We start from the raw sequence: 15849 nt of genomic DNA, 5'->3' as shown, positions 1-15849 counted from the left end.
CGACAACCTGTTAGGCAACTTAGGAAATGACACAATTAATGCTGGCAACGGCAACGATCTTGTGTTTGGTAATGAAGGTACAGACTTGCTGTTTGGTGGGGCAGGAAATGACACGGTTTATGCCGGCAAAGAAAACGACAGTCTCGATGGCGGTATTGGCAACGACTTGCTGGTTGGTAACGATGAAAACGATCTTCTCTGCGGCGATACTGGTAACGATACGCTTTTCGGCGGTAAGGGTAACGATCTCCTCGCTGGCGGTGCTGGTTCCGATTTCCTTTCCGGGGATATAGGAGATGATACTTTGACTGGCGGTTCGGGAAATGATGTATTTCTACTAAATCAAAGTTTGGGTAGTGACATCATTACTGATTTCCGCAAGGGCGAGGATTTAATTGGGTTGGCTCCCGGTTTGAGTTTCAATCAACTCAGCATTACATCTAGCAACAATCAAGCCTTGATTAGCGTCACAGGTAGCAATCAGTTGTTAGCGAAGCTTAACGGTGTTGCTGCGAATGCTCTCACCGCTACCGATTTTATCACTCTGTAGTTACCTCTTTTGTGCAGCAGTGCGATCGACAGTTAAAACCCCTGACAGTTGACAGTTAATAGTCTAAGATATTGTAGGGTGCGTCAGCGATTAGCCTAATTTTTAGGTAGTCCGCCATCCGTGCCTGACGCACCCTACTACTACTTTATTCCTTCGATTGCCAGGACTAAAGTCCTCACTACAAACTCATTCTATCGACAATGATATGAATTGTTAATTGTCAATTTTTCAATATTAAAAAATAAAAATAATTTGCAGATCCACTTCTGAATTTTCCCGAATTATTTCAATGCGATCGATAAACTCTCGAAAATAAAACCTGCGTTCCGATTCCGACAAATCCAGCCAAAATTGGGGAAGAGAAACAGTTTGAGCAGTTTCTCGCAAATTTACGGGGGGCATTTTCGCTAATTTACTTTGCAGTTCTGCAACTTCTGTGCGGATTTTATACGATCGCAAATCTGCCGTTTCTGCGTCCAAAATGCCGCTTTCAATCAGGGCGGGAAGTTGTTCTATAATTTTTTGTTTAGATGCGATCGCCCCGGCAATTCCGGCTTTGATTCCTTGGATGTCCGGCATTTGCAACTGGGCGATCGCATCGGGCAAATCGCGACAAATCCCTGCTATGGTTAATTGCAACACTTCTTCGTAGGAAATGCCGCTGCATTTAGGCTGTTGGGAACAGTTAATCGGTCGCAAATAAAGGTATTCTTTGTCTTTGCGGTAGGCTGTGACTTTCGCAACTGTCATGGACGATTTGCACTCGGCGCAAATTGCTAAACCTGCGAGGGAACGCGGGGCGCTGGCGCTGCGGGGAGCAAGGCGACTGTTACGCCGCAGCAATCTGTCTACTTGGGCGGCTTCTTCTCTGGAAATAATCGGGACGTGGGTGTTAGAAATTACTTCACCGTTTTGATATTCTAAATCGCCTCGGTAGGCGGGATTTGTCAGCCAGCGGCGGCCTGTGCTGACGGAGATTTTTTTGTTGTATTTCTTTGCTAAATGGCGCACGGAACCGCGCAGGGAACCGTAGATGAGAAAGTGTTCAAAAAAGTCTTTGACGGCGGGGGAGGCGGTTTTGTCGATCGCATATTTGTCTTTGCCGCGCCGATAGCCGTAGGGGGCTTTTCCGGGTGGGGGAAGGGATTTGATGCGGTTGCGGGCGTGTCCTTTGCGAATGCTGCGGCTGTGTTGGCTGCGCTGGAGTTCGGCGAGGAGTTTGAGCAAATTAACTCTATTTTCTGTTTGTTTTTCGTCTGTGACAATTAGTTGGATGCCGAGGTTTTCTAGTTGTTCGAGGTGGGCGCACACTTGCTGTACTGTGTCGCCGAGTTCTTCAAAACGCTGAATTAGCAGGTATTTGACTGGTTCTGTTTGGCAGTCTTTTAGCAGTTGCTGGAGTTGCTGGCGCCCTCCTAAGTCTTGGTAGGTGCGATCGACCTCTTGGCCCCAAATTTCGGCTGCTGGTGCGGCTTCTAGCAGCGGTTCGGTGTAAGAGTAGGCGATGATTTTCATCTGTTACTCGCTGAGTTCAATGATATTCCCGTCTGGATCTTGGGTAAATAATGCCGATCGACCTGACGCGCTCATTTGTACGGGGCAATTGTGAGCGATTAATTGCTCTTTGGCTGCCTCTAAGTTAGCCACAGCAAACGCTAGATGTCGATTGCGCCCCAATTTCTCATGGTCTACGGCATCTGGTATAATTGTTGCCGCTAGAATTAGGTGTATCTGGAAGTTACCGATTTGATACCAGATTCCGGAAAATTTTAATTCGCGATCGATTTTTTGCAGTCCTAATACATTGCTGTAAAAGTGTTGGGATTTTTCGAGGTTGGAAACGAGCAGGGCGCTGTGGAGGGCTTGATTAATTTGCATTTTTGTTTGGTATTTATTTTTGTTTTTATTTTAACCGCTGATGAACGCTGATTTGTTGATGTTGGTAGAATTTTTGATAGGATAACATTATTAGTCCCCCTTAATACCGTCACAAAAATTCATAAACTGTAGCTAGAGCTTTTAAAACGTAATTCCGTCCGTTGAAGATACCTATCTATTGTAGCATTTCTATTGAGCTGAGGTACTCTCGGCAGTTAATTAACAATTCCTCAATTCCCCAATCTCAAAGCAAAAAATGGAAGGGTGCATCTCAATGCAAGCGAATATATCCGTAGGGGCGAAGCATGACCGCAGTCAATATGAGATTATAACTAATAATTTATATGCGGTCATGCTTCGCCCTCTTCAAAAGTGAGATGCACCCTAAAATCTCAAATCTGAACCTGTACCTCATCTATCTGAGAAAAGCTATATGGCCTCAACTCTTTGGCAATTTCGCCTCCGCACCGCCCTCGTAGTTCCCTTTGTCCTGCAAATCGTTGCAGCCGTTGGCTTAGTCGGTTATCTTTCCTTCCGCAACGGACAACAAGCGGTAACGCATTTGGCTAACCAGTTAATGACTCAGGTGAGCGATCGCACTTATCGGCACTTAGATGATTATCTCTTAACTCCCCATCAAATTAATCAAATCAATATCGATGCGATCGAAACCAGATTGCTCGACATAAATAACTTAGATATTGCGGGACTTTATTTTTGGAAACAGGTGCAAGCATTCGATAATCTTGGCTTCATTTCCTATGGACTTTCAGATGGACGCTTCATTGGTGCTGGGCCAGTAAGACCGGGAGAAGGCATCAGCATTGCCGAAGTTTCAGCAAGGACAAACTGGAAAATTAACGCCCATTTAACCGACCGCCAGGGCAATCGAATTAAGGTAACACAGGTTGCTCCTTACGATACCGTGAAATTAGAATGGTACACTCAGGCAGCTCAAGCCGGGAAACCTATCTGGACTTCTGTTTATTCGCTAGATGAGCTTAACTTTATTGCTGTAGGGGCAATGCGTCCCATGTATGCCAAGGGCAAGCTAATCGGAGTGATCGGGGTCGATTTACAACTATCCAATATTACTACATTTCTGCACAACTTAAACTTTAGCAAATCCGGGCGAATTTTCATCATGGAACGAGACGGACAATTGATTGGAAATTCTGGCCCACAACCCTCTTTTATCAAGGTAAATAATCAAGTCAAACGCTTTAGCGCTCTCAACATCTCCGATCCTGCGATCCAAGCTGCTACTAAAGCGTTGCAAGAACGGTTCGGTAGCTTTAAAAATATTAAAAATAGCCAAAAAATTAATATTAAAATTAAAGGTGAAAATTACTTTGTCCTCGTTGCTCCGTGGAAAGACAAGTTTGGGTTGGACTGGCCGATCGTAACGGTGGTTCCAGAATCTGATTTCATGGATAAAATTAATGCCAATACCCGCACCACAATTCTATTGTGTGCGATCGCATTTACTGTGGCAACGGCAATTGGAATTTTCACAGCCCGCTGGATTGCTAGCCCCATTGAAGCCATCACCCAAGCTTCGGAAGACATGGCTAACGGCGCTCTCGACAGACAGGTAAAAACTAGCTCCCTCATGGAACTAAAAAAACTTGCCAACTCCTTTAACAGCATGGCAGGACAACTCAAAGAATCCTTTGAAACTCTAGAAGATAAAGTTACAGAACGCACCACTGAACTCGCCACAGCTAACGCCGAAATTGTGACGCTCAATCACCGACTAAAAGCCGAAAATATGCGGATGAGTGCCGAACTATACATCCTCAAACAAATGCAGCAGTTGATTTTGCCTAAACACCAAGAAATGGAGGCAATTGAAGACTTAGATATTGCCGGATTCATGGAACCAGCCGATGAAGTAGGTGGCGATTATTACGATATTCTCCAGACTGAAGGTGTGGTGACTATTGGCATCGGCGATGTCACCGGACATGGCTTAGAAAGCGGTATTTTGATGGTAATGACTCAAGCGGTTGTCCGCACTCTTCACGAAATGCCCGAATTAAATCCGGTGCGCTTTTTAGATATTCTTAATCGCACTATTTATCTAAATATTCAGCGCATGAATTCAGATAAGAATTTGACGCTTGCTATCCTCAATTATGCCAATGGCAAAATCTGCATCAGTGGCCAGCATGAGGAAACTATTGTCGTTAGAAAAAGCGGTCAAATCGAGCGGATAGATACAATGGATTTGGGATTCCCGATTGGTTTAGACGAAAACATTTCAGAGTTGATTGACCAGGTTGTAGTAGAGTTAGAACCGGGGGACGGGGTGGTGCTATATACCGATGGCATTCCCGAAGCCAGAAATATCAACAAAAAATTCTACGGAATTGAAAGACTCTGTGAAGTGGTTTCGATTAATTGGCATAAAAGCGCCGAACAAATTAAGCAATCAGCCATTGAAGATTTGCGGGGATTTATTGGAGAACAAAAGGTTTTTGATGACATTACCTTGGTGGTTCTTAAAAAAAAGGATTAAGTCCTGTCTATCCCATAGAGTGTTCTGGATACAATGTTGGTAATCTGAAAATGACACCAAATAGTCCCGATCGCCATTTATGTTTCATCGTTCAAGCCCAACATACTCGATCGCTATTATTGTACCCTTTCCGACAAAACAAATAGCGATGCACCAATAAATTTGTAGGGAATTCAACCAACAGGAAGCTGGATATCCCAGATGTGACTGGAACAGGCTCCCGCTTCCCGGAAGCAAGCACTTCAAAGATTTTTAACAAAATTCATGAGACGTGCGATGGTTAGCCCTCGACATATCATTATTTTTTGTCAAATCTTCCCGAAATCTTGGGAGCAGTAGTAAACTAATAAATAATGAACACAAACAAGTTTGATAGTGCTTAAACATAACTTACGCGCAGGCAGCCAGAAACCGGGTTTTTTTTACTACAATACAGAGGTTGTAGCCAGCAGATTAGGTAAAAAACCCGGTTATGAAGGTCAGAGTGCGTCCAGGACTCTTAAACCAAAAGCTGACTAGGATTTAGCAACTATGCTTCAAATATCAATTCCAGGCTACCGCATGAGCGAACAACTCTACTCCGGCACCCGAACCTTGGTTTATCGAGGTTTTTCGGAATCAGACAATCGACCAGTCGTCATCAAATTGCTCAAGTCTGAGTATCCGAATTTCACCGAACTGGTGCAGTTTCGCAATCAGTACACCATTGCCAAAAATATTGATAATTCCGGTATAGTCAAACATTTAAGTCTGGAAACATATCGTAACGGTTTTGCTTTAGTAATGGAGGACTTTGGCGGTATTTCTCTGGCTGAATACATCACCAACGATGCTTTTGGAGTCCAGGGTAAATTCACCAATCGCCTAGCCATCTTTTTGCAAATAGCCATTCAAATTTGCTCGACATTAGAAATAATATATCGCAGCGGCATTATTCACAAGGATATCAAACCACAGAATATTATAATCAACCCTACAACCAAAGAAATCAAACTTATAGATTTTAGCATCTCATCGTTTTTGCCTAAGGAAAATCAAGAAATCAAAAACCCCAATATCTTGGAAGGGACATTAGCTTATATGTCTCCCGAACAAACTGGCAGAATGAATCGTGGGATTGACTACCGCACCGATTTTTACTCACTAGGAGTAACTTTTTATGAACTGTTGACAGGACAATTGCCATTCCAATCTAAGGAGCAGATTGAGTTGGTTCACTGTCACATTGCTCGCCATCCAATTCCCCCGATCGCCCTAAATCCTGCCATCCCCCAAGTATTGAATGACATCGTGCTAAAACTGATGGCTAAAACAGCGGAAGCACGCTATCAAACAGCTTTTGGTATCAAACACGATTTAGAAAAATGCTTAAAAGAATACTCAGATTGTGGCACTATTCAACTGTTTGAATTAGGCAGCAGAGACATTTCCGAATGCTTTGTGATTCCAGAAAAACTTTATGGCAGAGAAAGCGAAGTTTCGAGCCTGTTAGCAGCCTTCGGGCGCGTTGCCTGTCTCCAGGAAAATCCCCCAGCATCCGATTTGGAGGTTTCCTCTTCTAACAGCCGAGAACCGCATAAAATCCCCCGTACAGCTACTACCGAAATCATGCTGGTAACGGGTTTTTCTGGGATTGGCAAAACCGCTGTGATTAACGAAGTTCACAAGCCCATAGTTCAGCAGCGGGGATACTTTATCAAAGGGAAATTTGACCAATTCAAGCGCGATATTCCCTTTTCGGCATGGGTACAAGCTCTGCAAAGTTTTATGCGGCAATTGCTGACAGAAAGTGCTGCTCGCGTTCAGCAGTGGCAAGCCCAAATTTTGTCAGCTTTAGGGGATAATGCTCAGGTAATTATTGATGTTATCCCAGAATTAGAACTGCTGATTGGCAAGCAACCTGTTGTACCGGAACTAGAACCAAATTCTGCACTAAATCGCTTCAATCTATTATTTCAAAAGTTCCTTCGTGTCTTTGCTACCAAAAATCACCCCTTAGTCATTTTCTTAGATGATTTGCAATGGGCAGATTCAGGATCTCTGAAATTAATGCAATTGTTGGTGGGCGAATCAGAAGGTCAACATTTGTTGCTAATTGGCGCCTATCGAGATAATGAAGTGTCCAAGGTTCATCCATTAATGCTGACTTTATCAGAGATTCGCAAGCTAGGTGGGGGTTCATCTTCTCTACAAAAACAGGGGAGCGCTCGCTCGGGCACTATAATTAATCAAATTACTCTCGCGCCACTTTCAATATTTGACTTGAATCGTCTGGTTGCTGATGCTTTAAGTTGTGCGATCGACAGAGCTCTTTCCTTGACAGAAATCATTTTCAAAAAAACTAATGGAAATCCTTTTTTTAGCAATCAATTCCTCAAGAAACTCCACGAAGATAAGTTAATCTATTTCGATTTTGCATCCCGATTGCCAGGGGGAGATCGGGGTGGTTGGCAGTGCGATCTTACTAAAATCAGAGAATTGGCAGTCAGCGATGATGTAGTCGAGTTTGTTGCGAATAACTTGCAGAAATTGCCGATCGCTACTCAAGATGTTTTAAAATTAGCTGCTTGTATTGGCAGCCAATTTGATTTAGAAACCTTAGCCCTTGTCTGTGAAAAATCTCAAATAGACACCGCAGCCTACTTGTGGAAAGCATTGCAAGAAGGTCTAATTTTACCGCAAAGTGAAGTTTACAAGTTTTTTACAGACGATCGGGAGTCTGCACAATTGCCTGTTGCCGATCGTCAATTGCCAAGTTACAAATTTTTGCACGATCGCGTTCAACAAGCCGCCTATTCTTTGATTCCAGACGACGCCAAGCAGTCAACTCACCTGAAAATTGGCAGATTGCTGCTGCACAAGGGCGGGCACGCACCATCCACCGCCCCTACGGAAGAGCGGATATTTGATATTGTCAACCACTTGAACATGGGAGTGGACTTAATTTGCGATCGCACCGAAAGACATCAACTAGCTTCCTTGAATTTAATTGCTGGGCGCAAAGCTAAAAATTCCACAGCTTATGCTGCTGCTGTTGATTACTTAACTACCGGCAGAAATCTGCTACCAGATGATAGCTGGACGAATTTATACGACTTGACGCTCGATCTTTATGTAGAAGCGGTTGCAGCCGAATATTTGAATACCAATTTCGATTTATCGCACCAACTGGCCCAAATAGTTCTATCTCGATCGCACAATCTCCTCGATCAATTCCGAGTTTACGAAGCGCAAATTCAGTCTTATATTGCCCAAAATCAGATGAAATCGGCAGTGGATACTGGATTGCAAGTTCTGGGAATGCTGGGTGTTGCTTTGGAAACACAACTGCCGGCGGTGGTGCAGATACCCGCTTTAGCTAATCTGGCAGAAATCAACGATCGTTATAAAATTGCTGCTTTGAGGGTTTTATGTGCGATCGCATCTGCCGCTTATCTAGCTAGTCCAGAACTTTACCCAGCCGTTGTCTTTACAATGGCACATATTTGCAGCAAATACGGAAACTCTCCACCTGCTAGTTATGCCTATGCTTGTTGCAGCTTAATCTGTCAAACAATCGGAGACATTGAATTAGGCTATCAATACGGTCAACTATCTTTGCAAGTATTAGATAAATTTCCCTCCACAGAATTTGAATCTAAAGTTATAATGGTCTACAATGCTTGCGTGAGACATTGGAAAGAACCTAGTCGAGCGACAATACCGTCTTTGATGTCAGCAGTCCACAGCGGTTTAGAAAGCGGCGATATCGAGTATGCTTGCTATTCTGCTATGTATCTTTGCATCTACAGCTTCTTTAGCGGTGAAGATTTAACATCTGTAGATCTAAAATACGACCAATATCTTGAATTAATGCTCAATTCCAAGCAAGAATATCAGACTTATTATACCCAGATATGGCGACAGCTAACATTAAATTTACAAGGATTAGCTGAGGACAAATGTCGGTTAGTTGGCGATAGTTTTAATGAAGATGAACTGCTGCCTGTTTTGCTAGCAGCCAATAATGTTTCTTCCCTCTTTGGAGTTTATTTTGCTAAATTGGTTGTCAACTATTTGTTTGGCGATCGCGAAAGTGCCGTAGAAAATGCCCAGCTAGCAGAGCAATATGTCGTTGGTGTCGGTTCGCTGATGATGGTACCGCAGCACAACTTTTACCATTCCCTAGCCCTGCTGGCGCTGTATCCCGATGCTGAGCCGATCGCGCGATCGCAATATTTGACCCAAGTGAGAGCCAATCAGGAAAAAATGCAAACCTGGGCATTCCACGCACCGATGAATTACCAACACAAGTATGACTTAGTAGCAGCAGAAATAGCACGAATATTGGGAGACAGGCTCGAAGCCATCGATTTGTACGATCGCGCCATTGCTACCGCCAAACAAAACCAATACCTTCAAGAAGAAGCACTCTTCAGCGAACTTACAGCTAAATTCTACCTGGAATTAGGCAAAGATAAAATTGCCCGCGTCTATCTAACAGACGCTTACTACGCTTATGCTCGCTGGGGTTCCCAGGCAAAAGTCCATGATTTACAACAAAAATATTCCCAATTGCTCGGCCCCATTCTCCAACAAGACAACACTTTTTATACAGGAGAGACAATTGCTGAAACAATTGTGGCAGAGATTACTTCCAGCAGCCAAAATGTTTCCAATTTCCTCGACCTAGAAACAGTAATTAAAGCTTCTCAAGCCATATCGGGAGAAATCAATGTCGAGGAACTGCTATCAACCTTAATCCGAATACTGATCGAAAATGCAGGTGCATCCAAAGGCTCTCTGATCTTAGAAAGGGATAGTAAATTATTGATTGTTGCTAAATGTTTAGACAAACAGTCTTATTTGCCAAATATTCCAGTTTCTCAAAGCCAAGATCTTCCCATCACAGCCATTAACTACGTCTGGCGTACCAGAGAAACCTTGGTAATTAACGATATTGCTGTAGAAAATATCTTTGCAGCAGATCCCTACATTATTCAGCACCAACCCAAATCTGTATTGTGTACTCCCATTGTCAACAAAGGTCAAGCGATCGGCATTCTGTACTTAGAAAACAGTCTCGCCACAGGTGCATTTACTGCTGACAGATTAGAAGTATTAAAAATCCTATCTTCCCAAGCTGCTATCTCCATTGAAAATGCTCTGCTCTATCAAACTCTAGAAGATAAAGTAGAAGAACGTACTGCCGAACTTGCTCAAGCTAATCAAGCAATTTCTGCCCTCAACCAGCGCCTCAAAAACGAAAATGTTCGGATGAGTGCAGAACTCGATATCATCAAACAAATGCAGCAGTTAATTCTACCAAAGCCAGCGGAATTAGCAGCAATTGCAGAGTTAGATATTGCAGGATTTATGGAAGCAGCCGATGAAGTTGGTGGCGATTACTACGACGTACTTTTTAATGATGGGGTGGTAACGCTCTGCATTGGTGATGTCACCGGACACGGACTAGAAAGTGGTATTTTGATGGTGATGACTCAAACGGCTGTTCGCACTCTCCAGGAAGTTAAAGAACTTGACCCTGTGCGCTTTTTAGATATCCTGAACCGCACTATTTATAAAAATATTCAGCGGATGAACTCGGACAAAAACCTGACGCTAGCTCTCCTCAATTACGCAGACAGCCAAATTAGTATTAGCGGTCAACATGAGGAAACTCTCGTAGTCCGAAAAGGCGGTAAGATTGAACGCATTGACATGATGGATTTAGGATTTCCCATAGGCTTAGATGAGGATATTTCAGATTGGATCGGTCATCTTTTAGTAGACTTAGAGCCGGGGGATGGTGTCGTGCTTTACACTGATGGCATCCCCGAAGCTAGAAATATCCACAAACAATTCTACGGCCTGGAAAGACTCTGTGCTGTGGTTTCTCAAAACTGGCATTTGAGCGCCGAACAAATCAAGCAATCTGCGATCGATGATTTGCGAAAATTCATTGGAGCGCAAAAGGTATTTGATGACATTACTTTGCTAGTATTGAAGCAACAGGGAAATCTTGTGCATAATTTATGATTGACGGTCATCAACCAGGTTTATAACATCGCTGTTTCATTGAGTGGCGAAGCATCGAAGCAGAAGCCGAATTTGCAGATCCGCCCGTGTAAGTTATAGTAATGAACAGCGAGCGAGTGAAACAATTTTACGTTCCCAGATTCGGGAGTATAAATTATGAACCCCAAAATAAATTTAGCACAATCTACATCTACAGAATCACTCAATACCCAGCTACAGGATTTGATGCAAAAACTTGAGGAAGCCGAAGAGGAAAAAAATAGCTATGAAACTTTAGTAGACATTATCACGGAACACTCCACCGCTCTGGAAAAGCAGATCCGTCATAAAAATAGAGAAATGCAGACTTACATTCACCAGGTAAAAAAGGTGATAGATGCAGCTATTGCTGTGAAAAACAACAGCTTCGAGCCTCAGATATTGTCAGAGGTTGCAGCCCGCAGTGATGCACTCGGAGAACTGGCACAGGTGTTCTCGCATATGGTGCAAACGGTGAAAGCGCGGGAACAGGAATTAGAGAAACTTTTGCAAGCCTACGGACGTTTTGTCCCCGATGAATATCTCCAATTTCTGGGAAAGAAAAGCATTGTAGATTTCCAGCTTGGAGATCGCGTCAGCAAAGAAATGGCAATCATGTTTTCGGATTTGCGTTCGTTTACAACGATGGCGGAGCAAATGACTCCTCAAGAAAACTTCAATTTCATCAATACATACTTACAGCAAATTAGTCCCGAAATTCGCAAGCACAACGGTTTTATTGTCAAGTATATGGGAGATGGACTGATGGCAGTTTTTCCCGACGGCGTTGATGATGCTATTCAGGCGGGAATTATGAAGGTTGAACAGTTGCAAAAATTAAATCAAAGCCGTAAAATAAATGGGGAGATACCGCTGAATATTGGCATCGGTATCCATGTCGGTGATACGATGGTTGCAATTATTGGAGATGCCAATCGGATGCAAGCTGATGCGCTGTCCGATCATGTCAATCTCACGGCTCGTCTGGAAAGTTTAACTAAGTATTATGGCGTCTCTTTATTAATTTCAGGAGATGTGGTAAAACGTTTGAGTCAACCCGAAAAGTATCATATTCGATTTTTGGATCGGGCAATTGTCAAAGGTAGACAAGAAGCCATTACTGTTTGTGAGGTGTTAGATGTTGAAGTAGAACCTGTGCGATCGCTCAAAATTCAAACTTTGCCTATTTTTGACGAAGGTCTAGAACAATATTGTCAGGGAAATTTTGCTAATGCCCAAGATTGTTTTGAACATATAGTAGAGCTAAATCCTGCTGACAAACCCAGCCAAATTTACCTAAGACGCATCCAAGAATTGTTAGAAAAGAGTCTTCCCGCTAACTGGAATGGCGTCTGGAAATTTACCCAGAAGTGACATTGACACATTAACAGGAGGCAGAAAAATAATGACATCTGGAAGTTTACAAACTATGACACAAGTCTTTGGAGAATTCATCGACCAGTTTCCACCGGAACACGACTCCCTAGAACTTACATTTACGCCAAGTTCTCGCCCCATCAAGCAGCGCTGGCGCAACAATAGGGTATCGGCTCATTTTGTTGCCGATTATTTGTCCAGCTTTCTCCCGGTGGACGAGCAGGATGCTAGCAGCGAGAAACGGATTAAACAAAGTAAGGGAGCTGTGAGCTACATTGCTAATGAACTATTAGAAAATGCCATCAAGTTTACTGATGATAATTGCAATCATAAGGTAAGGTTTGGGATACACTTTATAGGAGAATCTGATGTGACTGCCGTAATTTTTGCCACTAACTATGTGCAGCAACCAGCGGCTAATAAATTGCAGGAATTCATTGCAGAACTGTTTAATTCCGACTCTGATGAACTATATTTACAGCAGCTTGAAAAGAATGCTGAATCTGAAAGTGAAACATCGGGACTGGGATTGCTGACGATGATTAATGACTATTCAGCTAAGATTGGTTGGAAATTTGAGAGGATCTCTGATGGTTCCAATATGCTAGCTATTACGACAATCGTTCAAATTAGCGTTTAATTTCAATTTTTTTAAGATTGACGAATTCACAAATGGATACAAGCCCCCCCACACTTCTCAGTGGTTAACCCCAAATTTTAGACCGAAGTTGAACCTCCTAAATTGATCTGTGGAGTCAATCTCAAATCGAAAAATGGAAATCGACTGATTCTTTTGTCCCACAATAATTCACTCAGGAAACGACAAAACAATGGATATTCAGGAAATCAAAGGTCAAGACTACTGTATTCAATACGATCCAAAATCGGTGACAGTCTGTTTCCAAGGCGAACTCAGCTTAGATGGAGCGCCAGATTATAAGCCAATCGTCGATCTATTAGATGAGGTAGCTAATCCCGAACCGCCTACTATTACCTTGAACCTAACAAAATTGGATTTTGTTAATAGTTCTGGTATTAATATGCTGTCTAAGTTTGTGATTAGTGTACGGAAAAAGAAAACGATTCAACTTTTAGTAGTGGGTTCACAAGATGTTCCTTGGCAACAGAAATCTCTCAAGAATCTAGAAAAGCTATTGCCAACTTTGAAGTTACAATTGGAGTAGGTGATGTGTAATTTTTAAGCACAATTAATTATTTTCACGGGACGCCCGTGCCACACTTATTTTCACGGGACGCCCGTGCAACACTTATTTTCACGGGACGCCCGTGCCACAATTTATCATAAATTTGGATGCTTATCAACTGTTTAAGTTTGTTGTACTGGCAGTTCAATGATAAACTCGGTTCCCTTCCCCAATTCGGACTCGCACCTGAGCGTTCCTCGGTGATTTTCTACTAGGATTTTGTAGACAATAGATAATCCTAAACCAGTACCTTTACCGATCGCCTTGGTGGTAAAAAACTGCTCGAACATTCGTTTTTTTACCTCTGCTGTCATTCCCGATCCCGTGTCAGAAATCCTGACTCTGACGCAATCTAGCCCAGCGAGTTCTGTGCGTATCGAAATTCTTAGGGCTGGATCGGGCTGATTTTTTGCTGCCTCGTCTAAAGCATCGATCGCGTTACTAATTAGATTCATAAATACTTGATTTAGTTGTCCGGCATAACACTCTACACCAGGCAATTTTTCATAATTTTTAACTATTTGAATCTCGCGACGGTCTTTTTTAGCATTGAGACGGTTACGCAAAATTAGGATGGTGCTGTCAATACTGTCGTGCAAATCGCACAGGTTCATGTTAGTGTTATCTGTTCGCGAAAAGCTGCCCATGGATTTGACTATTTCGCGAATGCGATCGGAACCCATGTGCATGGAAGACATAACTTTAGGCAAGTCTTCAACTAGAAATTCGAGATCGATGTCTTGGATTTGATCTTTTATTTCGGAACAGGGATTGGGATAGTGTTCTTGATATAGACGCAGCAGGTTCAGTAAATCTTGGGTATAAATTTCGGCATGGCTCAAGTTGCCGTAAATAAAACTAACTGGGTTATTAATTTCGTGGACGATACTTGCCATTAGGGCTCCCAGGGAAGACATTTTTTCGCTGTGGAGGAGTTGAGCTTGAGTTTGCTTGAGTTCGCGAAGTGCGCGATCGATTTGGGCTGCTTGAGCTTCGGCTTTGGAGGTGGCTGCACAGCTTTCTTGATAGAGTTCAACCTGTTTGAGGTCGATTTCAAATTGTTCGATTTCGCTTTCTTGCTGGTACTGACTCACGACGGCATCGAAAGCTGCTAGCAATTCGCCACCGGCAGCTTCGATAATGTACTGTAGATGGGGATTCTCCTGCCTGAGTTCGGTGTCTGGAACTTGCACTAATGCTTTTATGCGATCGATATATTCGCGCAGTTGCTTGTCTAGATACAGCGGCGCCTCAAAATACATCGCTTTGACGGTGGGTGAAGGGGGACTCGCCAAGTTGATGCTGCTGTCAGTATGAATTAAATCGTGGTGAGATTTTTCCATAAGCTCGATCGCCTCTAACAAATTTCCGCGCAGTTTGGCTCTTTCTGGCGCATTCCCAGAGCCAACTAACCTCATGCAAAAAAATGCCGATCGCTGGGAAAGCATTCGCTGGCGGCCGCTGATGTTAATTACCGCTGCACTAACTTTTCTGGCTGTCGTAATTTCTTCCAGATTAAAGTAGTTTCTCAGTGCCGCCATTCGTAATACTCCAGAATCAACTAAATGTTTGTAGCTCGTGCTGATACAAGATTGTATAACCATAAAAAAAATTGTACAATACAGCAAGTAATATATGCTGTCTTTACTATTAAAGTAGTATACTTTAATACAATTATTTTTTATTGCTTGCTTGTAGCAGAAGAAAGAAGGAAAAAGAAGGAAAAAGAACAAGAATAAGCAATCAACTGCATGGGGAAAAGGCTATTCAGAGTGTTCTAACCGTCGAACGTGCCATATCATAATTTTCTAGAATTTCGCTTGTTGCAAAGGTTTTCTTAATTATCCAAAAATTTACTAATCAATTTTGCGATAATTTGAGCTTGAGTTTGCGGCAACCCGTGAGTGGCGTTGGGAATAATTGCTAACTCAGCTCCCGGTATCTCATTGGCGTAGGTTTGACAGTGCCATAGAGGAATTGTTTCGTCGCTATCTGCTGCAATGACTAAGGTAGGAATTTGCAATTTGTGAATTTCTTTTTCTACTGTGTCAACGGCGTCTTCTGGTCGCATCCGGCTCATTAAAAATGACCTTGCTACTGGTTGATACATTAGCTCCCTGCGCCACCCGGAAATTTCTTGCAATTTCTCACTTTTCCCCGCTAATCTAGCAAAAGGTTTTGCTAGCTGCAAGGCCCAATCAACGGCGGGTGTTTCCCACAGCAATGGTCGCAAAGCATCGTACTGACCGCAAAAACTGTCGTCCCGGATTCCCGCAGGTGCT

General features: G+C 42.9%; 10 protein-coding genes. 6 read left to right on the top strand and 4 right to left on the bottom strand.

What is annotated here, in order from left to right:
• Positions 1-550: calcium-binding protein (locus tag JGK20_RS23665; protein WP_293204856.1), on the top strand; the 550-nt coding region annotated here is incomplete at its 5' end.
• Positions 551-784: 234 nt separating this feature from the next.
• On the opposite strand, the gene JGK20_RS23660 is transcribed toward JGK20_RS23665, so the two are convergent.
• Positions 785-2065, bottom strand: coding sequence for a recombinase family protein (locus tag JGK20_RS23660; protein WP_293204854.1), 1281 nt, complete (start codon positions 2063-2065; stop codon positions 785-787).
• Positions 2066-2068: 3 nt separating this feature from the next.
• Entirely contained in the window at positions 2069-2428 is a 360-nt protein-coding gene (locus JGK20_RS23655; RefSeq protein WP_293185933.1) for a VOC family protein, read from the bottom strand.
• A 433-nt stretch (positions 2429-2861) separates the two neighbouring features.
• Here JGK20_RS23655 and JGK20_RS23650 point away from each other — a divergent pair, with 433 nt between their 5' ends.
• The 5 genes from JGK20_RS23650 to JGK20_RS23630 all read left to right on the top strand — a co-directional run bounded on the left by JGK20_RS23650 (position 2862) and on the right by JGK20_RS23630 (position 13546).
• Positions 2862-4949: a SpoIIE family protein phosphatase gene (locus JGK20_RS23650; protein ID WP_293193470.1), complete on the top strand. Its 2088-nt coding sequence runs from the start codon at positions 2862-2864 to the stop codon at positions 4947-4949.
• A gap of 531 nt (positions 4950-5480) precedes the next feature.
• Positions 5481-10967, top strand: coding sequence for an AAA family ATPase (locus JGK20_RS23645; RefSeq protein ID WP_293232365.1), 5487 nt, complete (start codon positions 5481-5483; stop codon positions 10965-10967).
• Positions 10968-11123: 156 nt separating this feature from the next.
• Positions 11124-12359, top strand: a complete 1236-nt coding sequence (locus tag JGK20_RS23640; RefSeq protein ID WP_293193468.1) for an adenylate/guanylate cyclase domain-containing protein — start codon at positions 11124-11126, stop codon at positions 12357-12359.
• Between the two features lie 55 nt (positions 12360-12414).
• Entirely contained in the window at positions 12415-13002 is a 588-nt protein-coding gene (locus tag JGK20_RS23635; protein WP_293185927.1) for a DUF6272 family protein, read from the top strand.
• Between the two features lie 190 nt (positions 13003-13192).
• Positions 13193-13546, top strand: coding sequence for an STAS domain-containing protein (locus tag JGK20_RS23630; RefSeq protein WP_293185925.1), 354 nt, complete (start codon positions 13193-13195; stop codon positions 13544-13546).
• Positions 13547-13689: 143 nt separating this feature from the next.
• On the opposite strand, the gene JGK20_RS23625 is transcribed toward JGK20_RS23630, so the two are convergent.
• Positions 13690-15108 carry an ATP-binding protein gene (locus JGK20_RS23625; protein WP_293198701.1) on the bottom strand — a complete coding sequence of 473 codons (1419 nt, stop codon included), beginning with the start codon at positions 15106-15108 and terminating at the stop codon, positions 13690-13692.
• Positions 15109-15404: 296 nt separating this feature from the next.
• The coding region (locus JGK20_RS23620; RefSeq protein ID WP_293232363.1) for an alpha/beta hydrolase at positions 15405-15849 on the bottom strand (445 nt) is incomplete at its 5' end.

It is taken from the genome of Microcoleus sp. PH2017_05_CCC_O_A, assembly GCF_020738785.1.
Taxonomy (GTDB): Bacteria; Cyanobacteriota; Cyanobacteriia; order Cyanobacteriales; family Microcoleaceae; genus Microcoleus.
The sequence above is the reverse complement of the archived record's forward strand: the minus strand, read 5'-3'. Positions and strand labels throughout refer to the sequence as shown.